The organism is Variovorax paradoxus (genome assembly GCF_024734665.1).
In the GTDB taxonomy this organism is placed as follows: Bacteria; Pseudomonadota; Gammaproteobacteria; order Burkholderiales; family Burkholderiaceae_C; genus Variovorax.
On the sequence record NZ_CP102931.1, the window covers coordinates 3,316,644 to 3,335,638 of the forward strand.

Annotated in this window: 17 protein-coding genes; 16 read left to right on the forward strand and 1 reads right to left on the reverse strand. The window is 68.4% G+C overall.

What is annotated here, in order from left to right; translation table 11 throughout:
- Position 1: 1 nt before the first annotated feature.
- From NWF24_RS15575 to NWF24_RS15650, 16 genes are all read left to right on the forward strand, one after another.
- A complete protein-coding gene (locus NWF24_RS15575) occupies positions 2-775 on the forward strand; it encodes a 4'-phosphopantetheinyl transferase family protein (RefSeq protein ID WP_258354960.1) in 774 nt (257 codons plus the stop codon).
- Positions 772-1,593 carry a serine aminopeptidase domain-containing protein gene (locus tag NWF24_RS15580; protein WP_258354961.1) on the forward strand — a complete coding sequence of 274 codons (822 nt, stop codon included), beginning with the start codon at positions 772-774 and terminating at the stop codon, positions 1,591-1,593. The genes NWF24_RS15575 and NWF24_RS15580 overlap by 4 nt, the downstream gene beginning before the upstream one ends.
- 1 nt (position 1,594) lies before the next feature.
- A complete protein-coding gene (locus NWF24_RS15585) occupies positions 1,595-2,533 on the forward strand; it encodes a hypothetical protein (RefSeq protein WP_258354962.1) in 939 nt (312 codons plus the stop codon).
- Positions 2,534-2,600: 67 nt separating this feature from the next.
- Positions 2,601-3,812, forward strand: a complete 1,212-nt coding sequence (locus NWF24_RS15590) for a polysaccharide biosynthesis/export family protein (RefSeq protein ID WP_258354963.1) — start codon at positions 2,601-2,603, stop codon at positions 3,810-3,812.
- A 37-nt stretch (positions 3,813-3,849) separates the two neighbouring features.
- The gene (locus NWF24_RS15595; protein ID WP_258354964.1) at positions 3,850-6,183 is read left to right on the forward strand and encodes a polysaccharide biosynthesis tyrosine autokinase; all 2,334 of its coding nucleotides are present in this window, start codon (positions 3,850-3,852) and stop codon (positions 6,181-6,183) included.
- The gene (locus NWF24_RS15600) at positions 6,180-6,896 is read left to right on the forward strand and encodes a sugar transferase (RefSeq protein ID WP_258354965.1); all 717 of its coding nucleotides are present in this window, start codon (positions 6,180-6,182) and stop codon (positions 6,894-6,896) included. Before NWF24_RS15595 ends, NWF24_RS15600 begins: the two co-directional genes overlap by 4 nt.
- Before the next feature lie 79 nt (positions 6,897-6,975).
- Positions 6,976-7,974, forward strand: a complete 999-nt coding sequence (locus NWF24_RS15605; protein ID WP_258354966.1) for a GDP-L-fucose synthase family protein — start codon at positions 6,976-6,978, stop codon at positions 7,972-7,974.
- A gap of 34 nt (positions 7,975-8,008) precedes the next feature.
- Positions 8,009-9,334, forward strand: coding sequence for a hypothetical protein (locus NWF24_RS15610; RefSeq protein ID WP_093074422.1), 1,326 nt, complete (start codon positions 8,009-8,011; stop codon positions 9,332-9,334).
- An 11-nt stretch (positions 9,335-9,345) separates the two neighbouring features.
- On the forward strand, positions 9,346-10,443 hold the full coding sequence (locus tag NWF24_RS15615; protein WP_258354967.1) for a glycosyltransferase: 1,098 nt from the start codon (positions 9,346-9,348) through the stop codon (positions 10,441-10,443).
- A complete protein-coding gene (locus NWF24_RS15620) occupies positions 10,440-11,399 on the forward strand; it encodes a hypothetical protein (RefSeq protein WP_258354968.1) in 960 nt (319 codons plus the stop codon). The genes NWF24_RS15615 and NWF24_RS15620 overlap by 4 nt, the downstream gene beginning before the upstream one ends.
- Positions 11,400-11,444: 45 nt before the next feature.
- On the forward strand, positions 11,445-12,377 hold the full coding sequence (locus NWF24_RS15625) for a hypothetical protein (protein ID WP_093074426.1): 933 nt from the start codon (positions 11,445-11,447) through the stop codon (positions 12,375-12,377).
- Between the two features lie 20 nt (positions 12,378-12,397).
- Positions 12,398-13,657, forward strand: coding sequence for a lipopolysaccharide biosynthesis protein (locus NWF24_RS15630; protein WP_258354969.1), 1,260 nt, complete (start codon positions 12,398-12,400; stop codon positions 13,655-13,657).
- On the forward strand, positions 13,654-14,901 hold the full coding sequence (locus NWF24_RS15635) for a glycosyltransferase WbuB (protein WP_258354970.1): 1,248 nt from the start codon (positions 13,654-13,656) through the stop codon (positions 14,899-14,901). Before NWF24_RS15630 ends, NWF24_RS15635 begins: the two co-directional genes overlap by 4 nt.
- A 28-nt stretch (positions 14,902-14,929) precedes the next feature.
- Entirely contained in the window at positions 14,930-16,054 is a 1,125-nt protein-coding gene (galE, locus tag NWF24_RS15640) for a UDP-glucose 4-epimerase GalE (protein WP_258354971.1), read from the forward strand.
- Entirely contained in the window at positions 16,047-16,826 is a 780-nt protein-coding gene (locus tag NWF24_RS15645) for a LuxR C-terminal-related transcriptional regulator (RefSeq protein WP_093058343.1), read from the forward strand. Before galE ends, NWF24_RS15645 begins: the two co-directional genes overlap by 8 nt.
- A gap of 31 nt (positions 16,827-16,857) precedes the next feature.
- Complete coding sequence (locus NWF24_RS15650; protein WP_258354972.1) at positions 16,858-18,354, forward strand: mannose-1-phosphate guanylyltransferase/mannose-6-phosphate isomerase; 1,497 nt, start codon at positions 16,858-16,860, stop codon at positions 18,352-18,354.
- A gap of 26 nt (positions 18,355-18,380) precedes the next feature.
- On the opposite strand, the gene NWF24_RS15655 is transcribed toward NWF24_RS15650, so the two are convergent.
- Entirely contained in the window at positions 18,381-18,983 is a 603-nt protein-coding gene (locus tag NWF24_RS15655) for a DJ-1/PfpI family protein (protein ID WP_258354973.1), read from the reverse strand.
- Between the last annotated feature and the right edge of the window lie 12 nt (positions 18,984-18,995).

An 18,995-nucleotide genomic window follows, 5' to 3' on the forward strand; every position in this document is an offset into this window, starting at 1 on the left:
CATGAACAGCTCCGCCTACGCACTTTCCATCGACGCGCCGGTCTGCCGGTACGTCGATCTGGACAGCTTCACCGACCTGCTGCCCGCCCAGGTGCTCTCCGAGGAAGAATGCACGCGCGCCGAGAACCTGCGTTCCCCCATCGACCGCCAGCGCTTCGTGGCCGCGCACATCGCGCTGCGGCAGGCGCTCAGCGAGTACACGGGCCTGCACAACGCCGCGCTGCAACTGTCCACCGGCTCCTTCGGCAGGCCTTCGCTGTCGGGTCACACGCGCACCCAGTTCTCGCTGAGCCACAGCCAGGGCCTGGCCTTGATCGCCATCGGCGGGCGCGGCCCGCTGGGCGCCGACGTCGAGCTGCTGCGACCGGTGCCGGATGCGGCGGTGCTCGCGGCGGAATACTTCACCCACCGCGAACAGGAAGCGCTGGCCGCCCTGCCCGCGCACGAGCGCGACCGTGCCTTCCTGACCTGCTGGAGCCGCAAGGAAGCCTGCCTGAAGGCTATCGGCGTGGGCCTGCTGGTGTCGTCGCAGACCTTCGAGGTGGGCCTGACGCCGGAGCGCCGCAGCGTCGAGCTGTCGGTGGCCGGCCGCATCCTGTGGCTGGTGGTGGGGCCGGCACCCGAGCGGCTCGACTGCGTGGGCTCGCTCGCCGAATGGCGCCAGACCGAAGCCCGCGCCCAGTCGTTCGGGTCGGATGACGGCGGCACGCGCATGAGCCAGCTGACCGCTCCCAAGGCGAACACCGCAGCGCGCTACGCAGGGGCCGCGCAATGACCCGCTTCACGCCGCTCATGTTCGGACCGGCCTCGCGCCAGGTCTTCGGCGTGTTCCATGCCGCCGACGAAGACCGGGCCGAGAACACCGCGGTGCTCCTGTGCCCGCCCTTCGGGCAGGAGGGCCTGCGCACCCATCGCTTCTTCAAGGTGCTGGCCGAGCGCCTCTCGCGCGCCGGCATCGCCACGCTGCGCTTCGATTTCTACGGATCGGGCGACTCGCCCGGCGACGAGAGCGAGGGCGAACTCGACGGCTGGCGCCGCGACCTGTGCTCGGCGCACGAGGAACTGCGCCGGCGCGCACCGGGCGCCTCCATCGTGTGGATCGGCGCGCGGCTTGGTGCAACCCTGGCCGTGCTGGCCGCGCGCGGCGGACGCTGCGACCCCGTGCGGCTGGTGCTGTGGGAGCCGGTGATCGACGGACGCCGCTATGCGCGGCAGCTGCGCGAACAGCACGTGGCCGCCATCGACACGACCTTCTGCATCCCCGACCTGGCCTGGCGCCGCGGCCTCGTGCAGGAGCCCGACGCGCTGCCCGAGGAGGCCCTGGGCACCGCGCTCTCGCCCGCGCTGCGCGCTCAGCTTGCGGCGCTGGTTCCCGAGTCGCTGCCGCTCACTGCCCTGCACGACACGCTGGTGCTGGCCGAGCCCGACGACGAACGCACCGCGCAATGGGCGGCCGACCAGCAATCGCGCCACATGCCGGTTCGCCTCGCGTACTTCAAGCACCAGCTCGACTGGGCCTCCGACCCGTATCCCAACAGCGCGATGGTCCCGGCCGATGCGCTCAACCGCCTCCAGGGGGCTCTTCATGAATGACATGACGACAGCAACGGCAGCAGCAACGCAGACGCCGATGCGCTTCGGCCCCGGCGAGGCGCTGGTGGGCATGCTTACGGCGCCCGCGCAGCAGACGCCGGGCGGCATTGCCTGCCTCATGTTCAACATGGGCGCCAACCACCGCGTGGGCCCGCGCCGCATCAACGTGAAGCTGGCGCACGTGCTGGCCGCGCGCGGCGTGAGCAGCCTGCGCTTCGACCTGGGCGGCGTGGGTGACAGCGACGCGCTCGACACCTCGCCCGACCTGCAGGCGCGTGCCGTGCACGGCCTGCAGGCGGCCATGGACATAGCCGAACGCATGCTGGGTGCCCGGCAGTTCGTGATCGTCGCCATGTGCTCGGGCGTGGAACATGCCATGTCGGCGGCCCTGGCCGATGCGCGCGTGGTGGCGGTGTCGCTGTTCGACGGCTTCGCCTTCCCCGAGCGGCGCGCCCGCTGGGAGCGCAACCTGCGCCGCGCGCTGGCCGCGCCCGCGCACCCGTCCTTTCCCGGCAAGGCCAGGCGCTGGCTGCAACGCCACTTTTCGCGCAGCCACTCGACAACGGCGCTGCCCGGCTTCTTCGCGGAGAAGCGCGCGCCTGAAGTCAACGCGGCCTGGTTCGGCACTGCGCTGCAGAGCCTGGTCGAACGCAAGGTGGCGGTGCAGCTGCTGTATTCGGGCTCGCTGCATGTATGCGACCGCGGCCGCGACCAGCTCGGCGCCTTCGCCCGCCTGCCCTTCACGCAGGCAGTGCAGTACGAGTTCATGGGCGAGGTCGATCACACCGTCTGCACGGAGAAGGGGCAGCGGCTGTTCCTCCAGTGTGTCGGCGATTGGGTCACCGACCGCTGCTTCGGCGCCAGCACCGAACGACGCAGCCAGAGCCGCCCGCTCGCGGGCGCCGAACACGCCATGCCCACCACCTGGGCTGCGCCCTGAGGCGAGCCCTCTCACCCTTTCATTCACCCCGAGCACCCACCTTCAACCGGCCGTCAAGGAGATCACCATGCAACGCAAAGATCCAGCGACGCAGTCATGCGGAACGCGCCCTCTCGCAATCCGTGCCCAGGCACAGGTGGAGTCCCGCTTGCGATGGCTTGGCCTGGCCCTGCTGCTGTCCCTCGGGCTGGTCGCGCTTTCGGGCTGCGCGCCGGGCTTCGGCTCGGTGGGCCCGCTGGGCTTCGACCGCTCAACGGGTGACAGCACGGCCTCCGCCGGCAGCGGCAAGGTCATTGCGATCACGCCCGACCTGATCCGCGCGCAGATCGCGCAGAAGCCCAAGAGCGTGCCCGACAGCATCAAGCGCCTGTTCGCCGCGCCGCCGACCTACACCATCGGGCCGGGAGACGTGGTCGGCATCATCGTGTACGACCACCCCGAGCTGCTGCCGAACGCCGGCGCGGTGATCGCGCAGCAGTCCGACCCGACCGGCGTGACTGTTGCGCCCGGCTTCATCGTCGATGCCAAGGGTGAGATCTTCTTCCCCTACATCGGGCGTGCCAAGCTGCAGGGCCTGACGGAGAGCGGCGCGTCGGAGCTGGTCGCGAAGCGCATCAAGGCCTTCGTGAAAGACCCGCAGGTTTCGGTGCGCATCCAGTCGTTCCGCAGCCAGCGTGCCTACGTGCAGGGCGAGGTGCGCACGCCCGGCCTGCAGATCTTCACCGACGTGCCGATGACGCTGTCGGAGGCCATCAGCCGCGCCGGCAGCTTCACGCAGGCCGGAGACCGTTCGCGCATCACGCTGACGCGCGGCGGTGTCTCGACGGAGATCAACCTGCCGGTGCTCCAGGCCCTGGGCGCCGACGGCAACAACATCCCGCTGCGCAACGGCGACGTGGTGAACGTCGGCACCCGCGAGGACAGCCGGGTCTACGTGATGGGCGAAGTCAAGGCGCCGTCGGCGCTGCAGATGCGCAACAACGGTCGGCTGAGCCTGAACGAGGCGCTGGGAGACGCGGGCGGACCCGACCTGGCCACCTCCGACCCCGGCCAGATCTACGTGGTGCGCAACTCACCCGACAACCTCGACGTGCAGCAGGTCTACAACCTCAACGCGAAGAACCCGGTGGCGCTCGCGCTGGCCGACCGCTTCGAGCTGCAGCCGCGCGACGTGGTGTACGTCGACCGCGTGCCGCTGGTCAGCCTGAGCCGCGTGTTCGGCCTGATTCTGCCGGCCGCCCAGGTCATCAACCTTGCCCGCGACACCGCACGCCGGTAAGCGCCCAGCACCCCCGCAACAGGAAAAGGTGAATCCCATGAACGCGCGTTGGCAACCTACGCTTCCCGCACCCGCGGCAGCCCCCGTGACGGTGCTCGAGACCACCGCCTGGACCCGGGAATCCCGGTTCCACGAATACCTCGACATCCTGATCGACAGCCGCTGGCTGATTGCCATCATCGCGGCACTGGCCCTGTTGGTGGGCGTGGGCTACGCGCTGTTCGGCCAGCGCATGTACGAGGCCAACATCCTCATCCAGGTCGAGGACCCCGACCGCTCGGGCGGCAACTTCCCAGGTGACGCCAACGGCGGCGGGGGCATCAGCGTGAAGACGTCGACCGCCGGCGAGACCGAGATCCTGCGCTCGCGCATGGTGCTCGGCCAGGCCATGGAGAACACCAAGCTCTTCATCAGCGCCAAGCCGCTCTACACGCCGGTGGTGGGCGAGTTCCTCGCGCGGCATTCGAGCCATCTCTCCACCCCCGGCATCTTCGGCATGGGCAACTACGTCTCGGGCACCGAGCAGATTGCCGTGGCGCAGATGGACGTGCCGAGCGCATTCGAGGGCAAGAAGTTCACGCTGATCGCGGGCGAAGGCGGCAACTACACGCTGACCAACCCGGACCTGGAAACGCCGCTGACTGGCAAGGCCGGCGTGCCGCTGGATGCCACCGTGCCCGGCGGCGCACTGCACCTGCTGGTGGGTTCGTTCGAGGCCCAGCCCGGCGGCGCCTTCGAGCTGGTGCGCTACTCGAAGCAGCTCACCCTGCTGGGGCTGCAGAAAGACCTGCGCGTGGTCGAGAAAGGCAAGCAATCCGGCGTGATGGACGTCAGCCTGCAGGCCGAGAACCGCGGCCAGCTGGCCAACGTGCTCAACGAGATCTCGCGCCTGTACGTGCGCCAGAACATCGACCAGAAGACGGTGCAGGCCGAGCGCGCGCTGTCCTTCCTGGGCACCGAACTGCCCAAGTTCAAGCAGCAGCTGGAACAGTCGGAAGACGCCTACAACCAGTACCGCAACCAGAACGGCACCATCAACCTGGACGACGAGGCCCGCAATGCCCTGGCGCAGAACGTGGACCTGCAGGCCAAGCTGCTCGATGCGAAGCAGAAGCGGCTGGACCTGGTGGGCCGCTTTACTTCCGCGCACCCCATGGTGCAGACGCTTGACTCGCAGATCGCTTCGCTGAAGAAGGAACTCGGCGCGGTCGACGGTCGCATCCGCCGCATGCCCATGCTGCAGCAGAACTCGCTGCGCATGCAGCGCGACATCAAGGTCAACACCGACCTCTACGCGACGCTTCTGAACAGCTCGCTGCAGATGCGGCTGGCCAAGGAAGGCAAGGTTGCCAACGTGCGCGTGCTCGACCAGGCCCTGCTGGCCGAGAAGCCCGTGCGGCCGAAGCCGCTGATCGTCATCGCTCTGGCGCTGGCGGGCGGCCTGTTCCTCGGCGGCGCCGCGGCGTTGGCGCGCAAGAACCTGAAGCGCTCCATCGGCAACCCCGAGGACATCGAGGCCGTCACAGGCCTGAGCGTGTACAGCACGATTCCGCTGAGCACCCAGCAGCGCGTGCTCGACCGCGCCATCCGCACCGGCAAACCCGGCGTCAAGGTGCTGGCAGCGCTGCATGTGGAAGACCCTGCGCTGGAAGGCCTGCGCCGCCTGCGCACCACGCTGCAGTACGCGATGCTGGGCGCGCCCAACAACCGGGTGCTCATCTCCAGCGCCACGGCCGGCGCGGGCAAGACATTCGTGTCGTCGAACTTCGCCACGCTGCTCGCATCCTCGGGCAAGCGCGTGCTGCTGATCGACGGCGACCTGCGCCGCGGCAGCCTGAGCGAGGAGTTCGGCCTGCAGCGCAAGAACGGCCTGTCCGACGTGCTCGCCGGCGGCGTGCCGCTCGAGCAGGGCATCCACCACCGCGTGCTGCTGAACCTGGACGTGATGAGCGCTGGCACGCTGCATCCAGACCCCGCCGGCCTGATGGCCAGTGATGCTTTCGAGCACACGCTGGCAACGCTTTCCGCACGCTACGACGTGGTGATCGTCGATGCGCCTCCCACGCTGCTGGCGTCGGAGACCGCCACTATGGCGCCGAGCATGGGCACGCTGCTGCTGGTGGCCCGGGCCGACAGCAGCGAGATGGGCGAGCTGGTGGAAAGCGCCAAGCGCCTGGCCCACGTGGGCGCGGCCTTCCACGGCGTGGTGTTCAACGCGGTGGACACCTCGCGGCGCCAGCACCGCAGCTATGGCTACGGCTACTACGGCTATGCCCCGGCCACAACAACACGCAGCGAACCCCACTACGCGCTGGACACGGCCGACACCGTCATGCCCAAACGCATCGAACCGGAGCACGCGACATCATGAGCACGATTCGATCGACCACCTCCGCAGGGCGAGGAACAGGTGGCTCGGCGCCCAACACGGCTGCCAACACGGCTGCGTACGGGCCGCTCGGCGGCTCGCCCTGGCTGCGCCATGCCAAGCGCGCGGCCGACATCCTGATGGCCGGCTCGTTCTTCGTTTTCTTCGGCTGGGCCTACGCGCTCATCTGGCTCGGCGTGCTCTACACCTCGGGCGGCCCGGCCATCTACATGCAGCCGCGCTACGGCAAGGACGGGCGCGTCTTCAAGTTCTACAAGTTCCGCTCGATGGTGGCCGACGCCGACGCGGTGCTGGCGCGCCACCTGCGCGAGAACGAGGCCGCGCGGCGCGAATGGGCGATCTACCAGAAGCTGGTGCACGACCCGCGCATCACCCGCTTCGGCGCCTTCCTGCGCAAGTACAGCATCGACGAATTCCCGCAGTTCTGGAACGTGCTCAAGGGCGACATGAGCATGGTCGGCCCGCGCCCCTGCATGTTCACGCAGAAGGATCTGTACGGCGACTACTGGGACCACTACTGCGCCGTGCGCCCGGGCATCACGGGCCTGTGGCAGATCAGCGGGCGCAACGAGATCAGCTACCGCCGCCGCGCCGCGATGGACGCCGAGTACGTGGCCCACCTGTCGTTGTGGCGGGACCTCGGGATCCTGCTGAAGACCTTCGGCGTGGTGACCGGTGCGCGCGGGTCGCGCTAGCCACGGCCATCACCTTTCCTTTCGATTTCTTTCGATTTCGTCTCCCTCGAACTTCATCAACCTCTTCACGAAAGCTCATATGCGTATCTTTGTTGCAGGTCATCGCGGCATGGTGGGTCAGGCGACGTCAAGGCGCCTGCGCGAACTGGGCCACGACGTGGTGACGCGAACCCACAGCGAACTCGACCTTCTCGACCAGGCGGCCGTGGCCCGTTTCTTCTCGACGGAGCAGATCGACCAGGTCTACCTGGCGGCGGCCAAGGTCGGCGGCATCCACGCCAACATGACCTACCCGGCGCAGTTCATCTACGAGAACCTGGCGATCGCCACCAACGTGACGCACCAGGCATTCGTTTCGGGCGTGAAGCGGCTGCTGTTCCTCGGCTCCAGCTGCATCTACCCGCGCATGGCGGAGCAGCCGATCCGCGAGGAATACTTGCTCAACGGCAAGCTCGAACCCACCAACGAGCCCTATGCGATCGCCAAGATCGCAGGCCTCAAGCTGTGCGAGAGCTACAACCGCCAGTACGGCGCCACGCACGGCATCGACTACCGCAGCGTGATGCCGACCAACCTGTATGGCCCCGGCGACAACTACCACCTTGAAAACAGCCACGTGGTGCCGGCGCTGATCCAGCGCTTTCACCTGGCAAAGATCAGCAATGCGCCAAGCGTGCTGATCTGGGGCAGCGGCCGCGCGCGGCGCGAGTTTTTGTACGTCGACGACATGGTCGAGGGCTGCATCGAGGTGATGAACCTGTCGCGCGCCGAATACGACCGGCAGACCGACGCGATGCGCGGGCACATCAACCTCGGCACCGGCGAAGACGTGTCGATCGCCGAGCTCACCGAGCTGATCCGCGACGTGGTGGGCTACACCGGCGCCATCCGCTACGACCTCGCGCAGCCCGATGGCGCGCCGAGAAAGCTGCTCGACGTGTCGCGCGCCAGCAGCCTCGGATGGCACGCGACGGTATCGCTGGCCGAAGGGCTTGGCCGCACCTACGCCGACTACCAGACGGCGATTCGCCCGGTCGAGGAAATCGACCCGATCCAGACGGCGCAGGTCGCCGCCTGAGCCAACCCGGCAGCCACACCACAGCAGGCCCACCATGCGAACCCTCTCCTTCTGGTCCGGCATCGTCTGCGCCATGCTGTGCGGCCTGGTCGACCCCGTGTGGGGCTATGCGGCGGTGTGTGCGCTGTCGCTGATTCAGCTCTCGCTGCTGGGCTCCTCGGGCTCCAGCGTGTTCCTGCTGATCCATTACGCGACGATCCTCACGTACTTCTCGATCGCGCCGGCGATGCAGATCTCGCACGACGTGGAGTTCTGGGAGGCCGGCGTGATGAGCACGGCGGCGCACACGCAGGCGCTGATGCTCCTGCTGCTGTACATGGCGGGTGTGGAGGCCGCGCGGCTGGGCGTGCCCGACGTACCCGCGCACCTGCCCGGGGGGCACGACCGGCGCCTGGTCGGCGTGGCCCATCCTCTTCTTCTGCTGCTGAGCTGCTCGCTCGCGGCCTTCGCCACGCTGTTCATCAAGCCCGAGCTCAACTTCGTGGCGCGCGGCCTCACTGGTACCAGTGGCGGCGAAGAGAACGTGCCGATCGACTTCATCTTCTATTCCACGCTGCCCAAGCTGGTGGTGCTGATGTGCTTCGTGGCCCTGGCCATCCACGCTGTGCGCCGTCGCACGCTGTGGTCCTGGTGCGCGGCAGGCCTGGCGTTCGGCCTGGCGTTGGCTGCAGCCAACCCGGTGAACACGGCGCGGCAGGTCTTGCTGATCGGGCTGCTGCCGCTGCTCATCCACGCCCTGGGGCGCAGCCGGCGCTGGCTGCTCGGCAGCGTGATCTTCGGCTCCATCGCGGGCCTGGGCCCGGTGCTGAACCTGATCTCGCGCGGCAGCTTCTGGGGCGAGGAGCTCACGACCTTTCCGTTCAGCCAGGACTTCGACGCCATGTTCGTGGTCGCGGGCATCCTGGAGCGCGCACCCATTCCCGATCTCGGCTGGGGCCGCTACCTGCTCTCGGCGTTCTCGTTCTTCCTGCCGCGCGATCTGAAGATGTTCCCGGACTTCGACCCACTCGGCTGGTCGGCCATCCTGGGCAACTTCTCGCAGAGCAACCTGTCGCTGCCACCCTTCACCACGGCGTATTTCGACTTCGGGTTGGCGGGGCCGGCGCTGTTCGGCTATGCGATCTCGGCGGGCTTTCGCGTGGTCGACCGCGCCATCGATCCGAACCGGCCGTTGTCGGGCTCCTACCTGTCGGCACTGGTGCTGCTCGCCGCCTACGTGCCGTTCATGCGCGGCCCGATCCTGGGCTGGGGACCGTTCGCGGTTTCGGGCCTGATCGCCGCCGTCATTGCCGGCGCCCTGAGTTCCCGCGCCCGCCGGCCGCTGCCGCGCGCGGTGCGTCACGGCCTTCCGAGTGCGTGAGGACGTCGCACATGGCCACCTACCTCTACTACGACACCGTGCGCCTGAACAAGGCGGCCGGCGGCGTGCTCAACGTGTCCGAGGTGCTGCTGCGCCACATGCGGATGTCGCGGGACGACCGCATCGAGCCGGTCAGCGAGCGGCATCCGCGCATCTACGCGCTGGCGCAGCGCCTGAAGATCAGCCGCTTCGTGCTCGACACGCTGCTCTACAACTTCCACTACCTGCGCGCGCTGCTCATGGGCGAGCAGCTGTTCTCGGTGTTTCCCAACTACTTCCTGCCGCTGACGCTGTTCGGGCGGCATCGCGATTCGATCGTCATCGTCCATGACCTGCAGTACAAGGCCTACCCGCAGTACTTCAGGCGCAGCAAGCGGCTCTTCCTCGATTGGAGCCTGTGGCGCGCGGCGCACAGCGCGGCGGACGTGGTCTTCATCAGCCGCAGCAGCCAACTGGACTTCGAGCGCCACTTCGGCCGCTGCGAGCATTCGGCTGTGATCTTCAACCCGGTGGACGCGCCCCGGGTCGCGGCGGCACCCACTACACCGGGTGCAGCAACGGATGCGGCCCCGGGCGAGCGCTACCTCATCGCGGCCTACCACTACTACCCGCACAAGAATTTCGGCGGCATCCTCGCCCTCTTCGAGCGCATGAAGCGCGCGGGCCTGGTCGACTACCTCGACATCACCGGCAACGGCGCGGCCGATGTCGAGCGCATGGTGGCCGCGCTGGCGCCCGAGGTGCGTGGCTCGGTGCGGCACCGGGGGCTGGTGTCGCGCGACGAACTGCTGCGGCTGTACCAGGGCGCCACCGCGTTCATCTCGCTGTCTACCTTCGAGGGCTTCAACCTCTCGGCGGCCGAGGCAGCAACGCTGGGCGTGCCGCTGCTGCTGTCGGACATTCCGGTGCATCGCGAGCTGTTCGCGGACTACGGCTTCTTCGTGGGCAGCGCTGCCAGCGACCCGTACCAGCTGGCCAAGCACCTCGCGCGCCACGAGCGCACGCATCCGGTGTGGGTCCATGCCACTGCCTGCGCGCCAGCCGCGGTCGCGGGGCGCTATCTCATGCTCAAGCGCGGCGCGCTGTCGCTCGCCCGGGCCATGCCATGACGAAATGGCCGTTCCCCGCGATGCGTTTTCTTGCAGCGCTGCTGTTGCTGGCAGTGATGCCGCTGGCCGGCCGCGCGCAACCCGCGGGCACATCGGCGGGCGCCCCGATGCCGGGCTTCGGCGTGATGGTGCATTACCTGCCCGACAAGCAGTCGATCAACGAGATCAAGCGTTTCGACGTCGAGGCCTTCGCGTCGACGCTCGCGGACATGCGCGCTTCGCACCTGATCCTGACGCTGGGCCAGAACAACGGCCAGTACATCGCGCCCAATGCCGCGCTCGAAGTGCTCTGCCCGGGCAGCGCCGCGAACCGCTCGCCACGCGACCTGCCGATGGAAATCGGCCAGGCGCTGCGCAAGCGCGGCATCTCGCTGATCCTCTACCTGCCGTTTCGTGCGCCGCAGGCAGACCCCGCGCTGATGGATTGCCTGGGCGACGTGTCCGAGCAGGAGCCGCCGCCCGCACGCTTCATCGCCGCCTGGTCGAGCGTGATCCGCGACTGGTCGGAGCGCTACGGCTCGCTCGTGAGCGGCTGGTGGTTCGACGGCACCTACAACACGAAGGGCATCACGCCCGCCGGCTGGGAAATGCTGTGCAGCGCGGCCCGCACGGGCGCTACCAACCGCTGGCTGGCCTTCAACGCGGGCGAAGGCGCGGAGCGCTTCAGCGTCAAGTCGGCGCCCTGCCAGAACCTGATGGCCGGCGAATACATGCAACCACCCGCGCACCTCACCGCCCCGCCGTCGGAGCTCGCGCTCCATGTGCTGACGCCATTGAGCGCCTCGTGGGGCCGCGAGGCGCCGGCGCGCTTCACGGCGGCGCAGTTGCGCAGCTGGATTTCGGAAGCGGCCGCCGTGCGCGGCCTCTTCACGCTGGACATGCCCATCGACGCCGCCGGCCGCTTTCTTCCCGCGCACGTCGCGCTGATGAAGAGCGTTACGGCGCGCAAGCCCTGAACACAACGAATGCTGTCACATCCCATCAACCCTCAACCAAGCGCCATGAACCCAACCCTGCCCTTCATCGTCGTGGAAGACCGCCAGAACAAGACCCTCGCGCTGTGCCGCGAATCGGCGGCGCTGGCCGGCGAGCCGCTTTTCGTGCTGTCGGACACCGACGCGGGCCCGGCCTACGAACGCTTCTGCCGGTCCTACGTGCATCTGTCGAGCAACCCGCCGGAGTTCGAAAAGATCTGCTTTCGGCGCTACTTTCTCCTAGCGCAGTTTCTGGAATCCCACCCCGAAGTGCGCGAATTCGTGCTGATCGACAGCGATGTGCTGCTTTTTCAGGGTGCGGCGCCGCATATCGCGCGGCTTGCGGGCAAGTCCGACTTCTCTGGTTCCTGCATGCAGTCCGCGGACGGCTGGAACCCCTGCCAGATCTCGCCGCACGTGAGCTACTGGACCGCGAACGGCCTGCGCCGCTTCGTGGCCTACGTGCTCGACAGCTACGCCACCCCCTCGGGCCGCAGGAAGCTGCGTGACATCGCGGGGCGTTTTGCCGCGCGGGGCGTGCGCGGCGGCGTGTCCGACATGACCCTGCTCTATCTCTGGGCCCACGCCACGGGCAACGACGCTCCCATCAACCGCGTGCTCGACGGCACGGTCATCGACCACAACATCAACGGCATGCACAACCTCGTGCGGCGGGAGTTCAAGGTGCTTGGCGGCGCCAAGCGCATTGCGTACCGCGACGGCAAGGCCTGGCTGACGAGCACCGCCGGCGAACTGACGCGCGTGGTCGCCCTGCACTTCCAGGGCAGCGCCAAGATGGCCATGCCCTTCGCGCTGCGCGGCCACATGCACACCGTGGCGGCCGTGACCTACGCGCTGCAGATGGCCCGCCGCGCGAAGAACAACGCGTTCCGGGCCGGCGCATTCGTGCGCCGGCTGTTCGACACGGGCCGCGTGTCTCGCGCCCCGGTCGGCAAGTAAGCGTGAAGCCAGCCGACGCCATGAAGCACTTCAGCCTGTCACTTGCTCCGCCCGGCGCGCGCATGGCCTGGCTGTCGGGCCTGGGCGCGCTCGCTTCGCGGCTGTATGTGTACCTGTCGGGCTTTCTGGCGATCTTCCTGATGGCGGCGAGCATTTCGCCGGCGCGCTTCGGCGAGTACTCCATTTACCAGTCGGTCATGGAGGTGGCGCTGGTGATGGGCACGCTGGGCAGCTCGCTGCTGTTCTCGCGCAATGCGGCGAGCGTGCCGCCGGGCGTGACGCGCGGCGACGTGGTGCGCACGCTGGCCATCGGCCTGCCGCTGGCCACGGTGCTGGTGACGGTGATCCTCACGGTGCAGCACATGCCCGTGGGCGATGCGCCCTTCCTTCTGCTGGTGGCCACGCTGGCGGTCTTCTCGTTCAACAGCCTGCGGCTCTCGTTCGGTCGCGGCCTCGGCCACGCAGGGCTGCTCAACCTGGAGGGCGGCATCCGCGCGACCATCCTGGTCGTGGGCATCAGCCTGTGTGTAGCGGTGCGCTTCGACCTGGGCGTGGCGCACCTGCTGCTCATCAACCTGTTCGCCGTCGTGGTGGTGTGCGTGGCCGTCGGCCTGCCGGGCAACGGCGCAGCGCCACCAGCCGGGCGCGCCGCGCTCGGGTTGGCGTCGCAGGCCGGCGCGACGGTGTATTCGCTGCTCATGTTCCTGCTGCGCAAGTCGGACCTGCTCATCGTGGCGTACTTCATGCCGCTGAGCTACGTGGGGGCCTTCAAGCTCGCGTTCCTGCTGGCCGAGGCGCCGTCGCAGTTCGTGCAGGCCTTCCTGGTCACGAAGACGCCTGCGATGCTGGAGACGGACGCGGGCAACTTCACCGCGGCCAAGCTGCGCCTGGCGAAGCATTCCTTCCTGCTGGGCTGCGGGCTCTTCGTCGGGCTGGCCGCGCTCATCTCGGTGGCCGCGCCGCTGCTCAAGCTGGGCAACGAGGCGCGCACCATCTTCATGTGCATTGCGCCGTACTTCCTGCTGCGCACCTACACGATCCACCACGAGATGGTGCTGTCTCTGAAGACCTCGATGGGCTCGCTCGGCGCCTGGGCGCTGGTGGAGGTTGCGCTGCGGCTGGCGTCATACGGCGCGGTGGTGATGGTCTTTCCGGACAAGCCGCACTACGTGTTCTTCATTGCCTGCGTGACCGACTTCGTGCTGTACGAGACGCGCATGCGCCTGCAATTCGGCTTCTTCCCGATCGTGCGCCTGCTGACGCGGAGGCAGGCATCGTGAAGATCCTCGTCTACTCGATGAACTTCGCTCCCGAGCTGGCCGGCATCGGCAAGTACTCGGGCGAGATGGCCGAGTGGCTGCACGCCCGCGGGCACGAGGTGCGGGTGATTGCGTCGCCGCCCTTCTTTCCGCAGTGGTCGGTGCTCGAGGGCTACTCGGCCTGGGCCTACCGCAAGACCGACTGGAACGGCGTCACGGTGTGCCGTGCGCCCACCTGGGTGCCGTCGAAGCCTCGTGCACTGGGACGCATCGGGCACCTGCTGTCTTTCACGCTGTCGAGCATTCCGCTGCTGCTGGCGCAACTGCGCTGGAAGCCTGACGTGGTGTTCGTGGTGGAGCCGCCCATCTCCTGCGCGCCGGCCGCGCTGTGCTTCGCGAAGCTGCTCGGCATCCGCTCCTGGCTGCACGTGCAGGACTACGAAGTTGACGCGGCATTCGGCCTCGGCTGGGTGCGCGGCGAGCGGGTGCGGCGCTTCGCCCTGGCCGCCGAGCGCTGGCTGATGCGCAAGTTCGACCGGGTGTCGTCCATCTCCTCCACGATGTGCACCAAGGCGCTGGAGAAAGGCGTGGACGAATCGCGGCTGGTGCTGTTTCCGAACTGGGTCGACGTGCAGGCCATCCAGCCCGTTGCGCGACCGCCGGTGGTCGAAGGCGTGTCGGCACAGGGCTTCCGGGCCGAGCTGAACATTCCCGCCGACGCGGTGGTCGTGCTCTACGCGGGCAGCCTCGGCAGCAAGCAGGGCATCGAGCTGCTGGCCGAGGCGGCGCGCCTGCTGGTGTGCTCCCACAACATCCACTTCGTGTTCTGCGGCAACGGCCCGAGCCGTGCCTCGCTGATGGACGCCTGCACCCGGCTGGGCAACACGCATTTTCTCGACCTGCAGCCTGCCGAAAGACTCAACGAACTGCTGGGCATGGCCGACATCCACGTGCTGCCCCAGCGCGCCGATGCCGCCGACCTCGTCATGCCGTCGAAGCTGGGCGGCATGCTCGCGAGCGGCCGCGCCGTGATCGTGACCGCGCACGCCGGCACCGCGCTCAGCGAGGCCGTGTGGGGCCGCGGCGTGGTGGTCGAGCCGGGCGATGCGGCCGCGCTGGCCGATGCCATCGAACAGCTCTCCATGTCGCCCGAAACGCGCGAGCTGCTGGGTTCCGCCGGCCGCCGTTTCGCCGAGGCCGAACTTGACCGCAACGCAATCCTGCAGCGCCTCGAAGAGGAACTGCAGCGCTGCATCGCCGGCTGACGCGGCACCCCACACGAGGACCACGACCATGCCCAAGTCCACATCCGCACCCAGGGTCCTCGTGACCGGCGGCGCCGGCTTCATCGGCAGCCACACCTGCGTGGCGCTGATCGCGGCGGGCTATCAGCCGGTGGTGCTCGACTCGCTCGTCAACAGCGACGCGCGCTCGCTGCAGCGGGTGGCGTGCATCACGGGGGTCGAACCCGTTCTCGTGCGCGGCGACGTGCGCGACGCGGCGGCGCTCGACCGCACGTTCGCGGCGCACGGGGTCGAAGCGGTCGTGCATCTCGCAGGGCTGAAGGCGGTCGGTGAATCGGTGGCCGACCCGGTGAGCTACTACGACGTCAACGTGGCCGGCACCCTGGCGCTGGTGCAAGCCATGGGCCGCGCCGATGTGCGCACGCTGGTGTTCTCCTCGTCGGCCACGGTGTACGGCGACTCGCAGCCCTCGCCCATTGCGGAGAGTGCACCTTACGGCGCGGTCAACCCTTATGGCCGCACCAAGGCGATGGTCGAGACCGTGCTGGCCGACCTGGCTCAGGCCGACGCACGCTGGGGCATTGCCTGCCTGCGCTACTTCAATCCCGTCGGTGCGCACGAAAGCGGCCTGCTCGGCGAGCGCCCGCACGGGCCGCCCAACAACCTGATGCCCTACATCTCGCAGGTTGCGGCCGGCGAGCGCGAATGCCTGGTGGTGCACGGCGCCGACTACGAAACGGCTGACGGCACCGGCGTGCGCGACTACGTGCACGTGATGGACGTGGCCGAAGGCCATGTGGCGGCGCTGCGCCATGCAGTGCGCCACAGCGGCATTCTCATGACCAACCTTGGCACCGGCCGTGGCGCCTCGGTGCTCGAAGTGGTGTCGGCCTTCGAGCGCGCGAGCGGTCGCCGCATTGCCCTGCGCATCGGGCCGCGCCGCCCCGGGGACGCGCCCGCCTACTGGGCCGATGCTCGCAGTGCATTTCTCGCCTTCGGCTGGCGCGCGCGCCGCGACCTCGACCAGATGTGCGCGGACAGCTGGCGCTGGCAGGCCGCGAACCCGCACGGCTTCGACGACCCGGCGCCGGCCTTTGCCGCGGACTTTCCGCGCTTTCAGAGCAACGGCACCAGCACGCATATCAACTCCAACCTGGGACACACCCATGTCTGACAACCCATCCCCCTTTCTTGGCGAGCAGGCCGATGGCCGCTCGGGGTTTCCACCGGGCATCGTTCCGCCTGTTGCGCCGCTGTGGCCCGGCTTCCTGACGGGGCAGGAGGATGCGCCGGTGCGCGTGCTGCTCGTGGATGACGACGAGTTCATGCGCCGGGTGATCGCGCAGGAGCTGCTGTCTGACCTGCGCATCCAGCTCGAAGGCCAGGCCGGCAGCCTGCGCGACGGCCGCCGTCTGCTGGCCACGCACGAGTTCGACGTGTTGATGGTCGACCTGCGGCTGGGCGACGGCACCGGCTTCGACCTGATCCAGGAAGCCCGCGAGCAACATCGCACGGGAGAAATCATCGTGATCTCCGCGCTCGAGGACGAGTCGCACGTGCTGCATGCCTTCGAGCTGGGCGCCACCGGCTACCTGCTGAAGGACGCGTGGCTCCAGAGCTTCGCGCAGGCCGTTCTGCAGGTGGTCAACGGCGGCGCGGCCATCACGCCCCGGCTGGCGCGCCGGCTGCTCTCGCGGCTGAGCCACCGGCCCGACAGCCGCACGCCGCCGTCGGTGGAGCCGCCCCCGCGCGAAGCGACGCTGACGGCGCGCGAGTGCGAGATCCTGCGCTTCGTGGCGCGCGGCCACGTCACCGAGGAGATCGGCGTCAAGCTGGGCATCTCGGGGCAGACCGTCAACGCCCACATCAAGAACATCTACAAGAAATTGCACGTGCATTCGCGTGCCCAGGCCGTGAGCTATGCGGCGTACTCCGGCCTGATCTGAACCCCCACATCCCACCACAACGCAAACGATCATGAACACCCCCCTCATCCATCCCGTGGTCCTGTGCGGCGGCAGCGGCACGCGGCTGTGGCCTCTGTCGCGCAAGGCGCTGCCCAAGCAGTTCGCGCCGCTGATCGGCGGCAAGAGCCTGCTGCATCTCACGCTCGAACGGCTGGCGGTGCTGAATGCCGACATCACCTGCGTCACGTCGGAAGACCATCGCTTCCTGGTGAAGGAAGCGGTGGAAAACGCGCACGCCACGGGCCGGCAGATCCTCGAGCCGGTGGCGCGCAATACAGCCGCGGCCATGGCCTCGGCCGCCCTGCTGGCCGAGCCCGACGACCTGCTGCTGTTCGCGCCCTCCGACCATCACATTCCCGACGCCGCGCTGTTCGCCCGCACCGTGCGCACCGGCATCGAGGCTGCACAGGCCGGCAAGATCGTCACCTTCGGTGTGGTGCCGAGTTTCCCGAGCACCGCGTACGGCTACATCGAAGCCGGCGAGCCCTCGGCCGACGGGCGCAGCCAGGCCGTGGTGCGCTTTGTCGAAAAGCCGACAGCTGCGGTGGCTGAACAGCTGATCCTGCATGGCGGCTACAGCTGGAACGCGGGCATCCTCCTCGTGCAGGCGCGCACGCTGATCGCAGCGCTGCGCGGGCACGCGCCCGACATCCTGCTGGCCTGCGAGCGCGCCACTGCCGCCGTTGCAACCGACGGCAGCTTCCTGCGGCTGGACCGCGCAGCCTTCGAGGATTGCCGAGCCGACAGCATCGACTACGCCGTGCTCGAAAAGCACAAGGACATCGCGGTCGTGAAGTTCGAAGGCCTGTGGAGCGACGTCGGCAGCTGGAACGCGGTTGCCAGCCTGCACCCGGCGGACGACGCGGGCAACCGGCTGAGCGGCAAGGCCAGCGCGCTGAACTCGCGCAACACCTTCATCCACGCGCCGCACCGGCCGGTGGTGGCACTGGGCACCGAAAACCTGATCATCGTGGACACGCCCGACGCCGTACTGGTGGCCGGCGCTGGCTGCGCCGAGCAGGTGGCCGACGTGGTGCGCAAGCTCTCGCTGGAAGGCTGCGCCGAGGCCACCGAGCACCGCCGCGTGGTGCGGCCATGGGGCGCGTACGACAGCATCGACCTGGGCGAACGCTTCCAGGTCAAGCGCCTGACCGTGAAGCCCGGCGGCAAGCTGTCGCTGCAGATGCACCACCACCGCGCCGAGCACTGGATCGTGGTGAAGGGCACGGCGCGCGCCACCTGCAACGGTGAAGTCACGCTGGTGCGCGAGAACGAATCGATCTACCTGCCCTCTGGCGCGATCCACCGGCTGGAGAACCCGGGCAAGACCGTGCTCGAAGTGATCGAAGTGCAGACCGGCGGCTACCTGGGCGAAGACGACATCGTGCGCTTCGACGACACCTACGGACGCTGCGCACCGGTCAGGACACTGGCCGATGCGTCGCCGACGCAAGCCTCGGCCGGGTCGGGGGCGAATGCCGTGCTGCATGCGCCCATAAGGCGCTGAGCTGTGGATTCAGCCCGCGCAAGAGGTCATTGCGGCAGGTACGGCGTGATGTTCCCCAGCGCGTTGGCCAGGTAGGCTTCCTTCTCGCCCACGGGGGCGACGTAGTGAAGCGCCGCGGCGGCAGCCTCCAGCCCTTCGGTGCGGGCGATGATCCAGCCGGCCAGGTAAGGCGCAGCAAAGCAGCCGCCTGCGGTTGCGACATTGCCGCGCGCATAGAAGGGCTGGTTCAAGACCTCCACGCCGGCCTCCTGCACCCAGGGCTTGGTGGTCAGGTCGGTGCAGGCCGGTATGCCGCCCACGAGGCCGAGCTTCGCCAGGATCAAAGTGCCGGAGCACTGCGCTGCGATCAGCTGGCGGGCCGGATCGAGCGCCAGGCGCCCCATCAGCTCGGGGCTGGCGACGACCTCCCGTGTCTTCACCCCGCTGCCGACGACAACTGCATCCGCAAGGCGCGCATCCTCCAGCAACGACTGGGCGCGAACGGTGACGCCGTTCATCGATGTGACTTCCGGGGTCGGACAGCACAAGCTCACGCGCCAGCCCGGCTTCTTGATGCGATTGAGCACGCCCAGCGCGATGAGCGAGTCCAGTTCATTGAAGCCGTCGAAGGTGAGGATCGCGATGTGCATGGGATTCGTACG

Excerpts from the sequence above, each read along its gene's own strand:
- NWF24_RS15580 (WP_258354961.1), top strand. The coding sequence starts at position 772 with ATGACCCGCTTCACGCCGCTCATGTTCGGACCGGCCTCGCGCCAGGTC.
- NWF24_RS15630 (WP_258354969.1), top strand. The coding sequence starts at position 12,398 with ATGAAGCACTTCAGCCTGTCACTTGCTCCGCCCGGCGCGCGCATGGCC.
- NWF24_RS15595 (WP_258354964.1), top strand. The coding sequence starts at position 3,850 with ATGAACGCGCGTTGGCAACCTACGCTTCCCGCACCCGCGGCAGCCCCC.
- galE (WP_258354971.1), top strand. The coding sequence starts at position 14,930 with ATGCCCAAGTCCACATCCGCACCCAGGGTCCTCGTGACCGGCGGCGCC.
- NWF24_RS15650 (WP_258354972.1), top strand. The coding sequence starts at position 16,858 with ATGAACACCCCCCTCATCCATCCCGTGGTCCTGTGCGGCGGCAGCGGC.
- NWF24_RS15590 (WP_258354963.1), top strand. The coding sequence starts at position 2,601 with ATGCAACGCAAAGATCCAGCGACGCAGTCATGCGGAACGCGCCCTCTC.
- NWF24_RS15585 (WP_258354962.1), top strand. The coding sequence starts at position 1,595 with ATGACGACAGCAACGGCAGCAGCAACGCAGACGCCGATGCGCTTCGGC.
- NWF24_RS15615 (WP_258354967.1), top strand. The coding sequence starts at position 9,346 with ATGGCCACCTACCTCTACTACGACACCGTGCGCCTGAACAAGGCGGCC.
- NWF24_RS15610 (WP_093074422.1), top strand. The coding sequence starts at position 8,009 with ATGCGAACCCTCTCCTTCTGGTCCGGCATCGTCTGCGCCATGCTGTGC.
- NWF24_RS15575 (WP_258354960.1), top strand. The coding sequence starts at position 2 with ATGAACAGCTCCGCCTACGCACTTTCCATCGACGCGCCGGTCTGCCGG.
- NWF24_RS15620 (WP_258354968.1), top strand. The coding sequence starts at position 10,440 with ATGACGAAATGGCCGTTCCCCGCGATGCGTTTTCTTGCAGCGCTGCTG.
- NWF24_RS15600 (WP_258354965.1), top strand. The coding sequence starts at position 6,180 with ATGAGCACGATTCGATCGACCACCTCCGCAGGGCGAGGAACAGGTGGC.
- NWF24_RS15605 (WP_258354966.1), top strand. The coding sequence starts at position 6,976 with ATGCGTATCTTTGTTGCAGGTCATCGCGGCATGGTGGGTCAGGCGACG.
- NWF24_RS15645 (WP_093058343.1), top strand. The coding sequence starts at position 16,047 with ATGTCTGACAACCCATCCCCCTTTCTTGGCGAGCAGGCCGATGGCCGC.
- NWF24_RS15655 (WP_258354973.1), bottom strand. The coding sequence starts at position 18,983 with ATGCACATCGCGATCCTCACCTTCGACGGCTTCAATGAACTGGACTCG.
- NWF24_RS15625 (WP_093074426.1), top strand. The coding sequence starts at position 11,445 with ATGAACCCAACCCTGCCCTTCATCGTCGTGGAAGACCGCCAGAACAAG.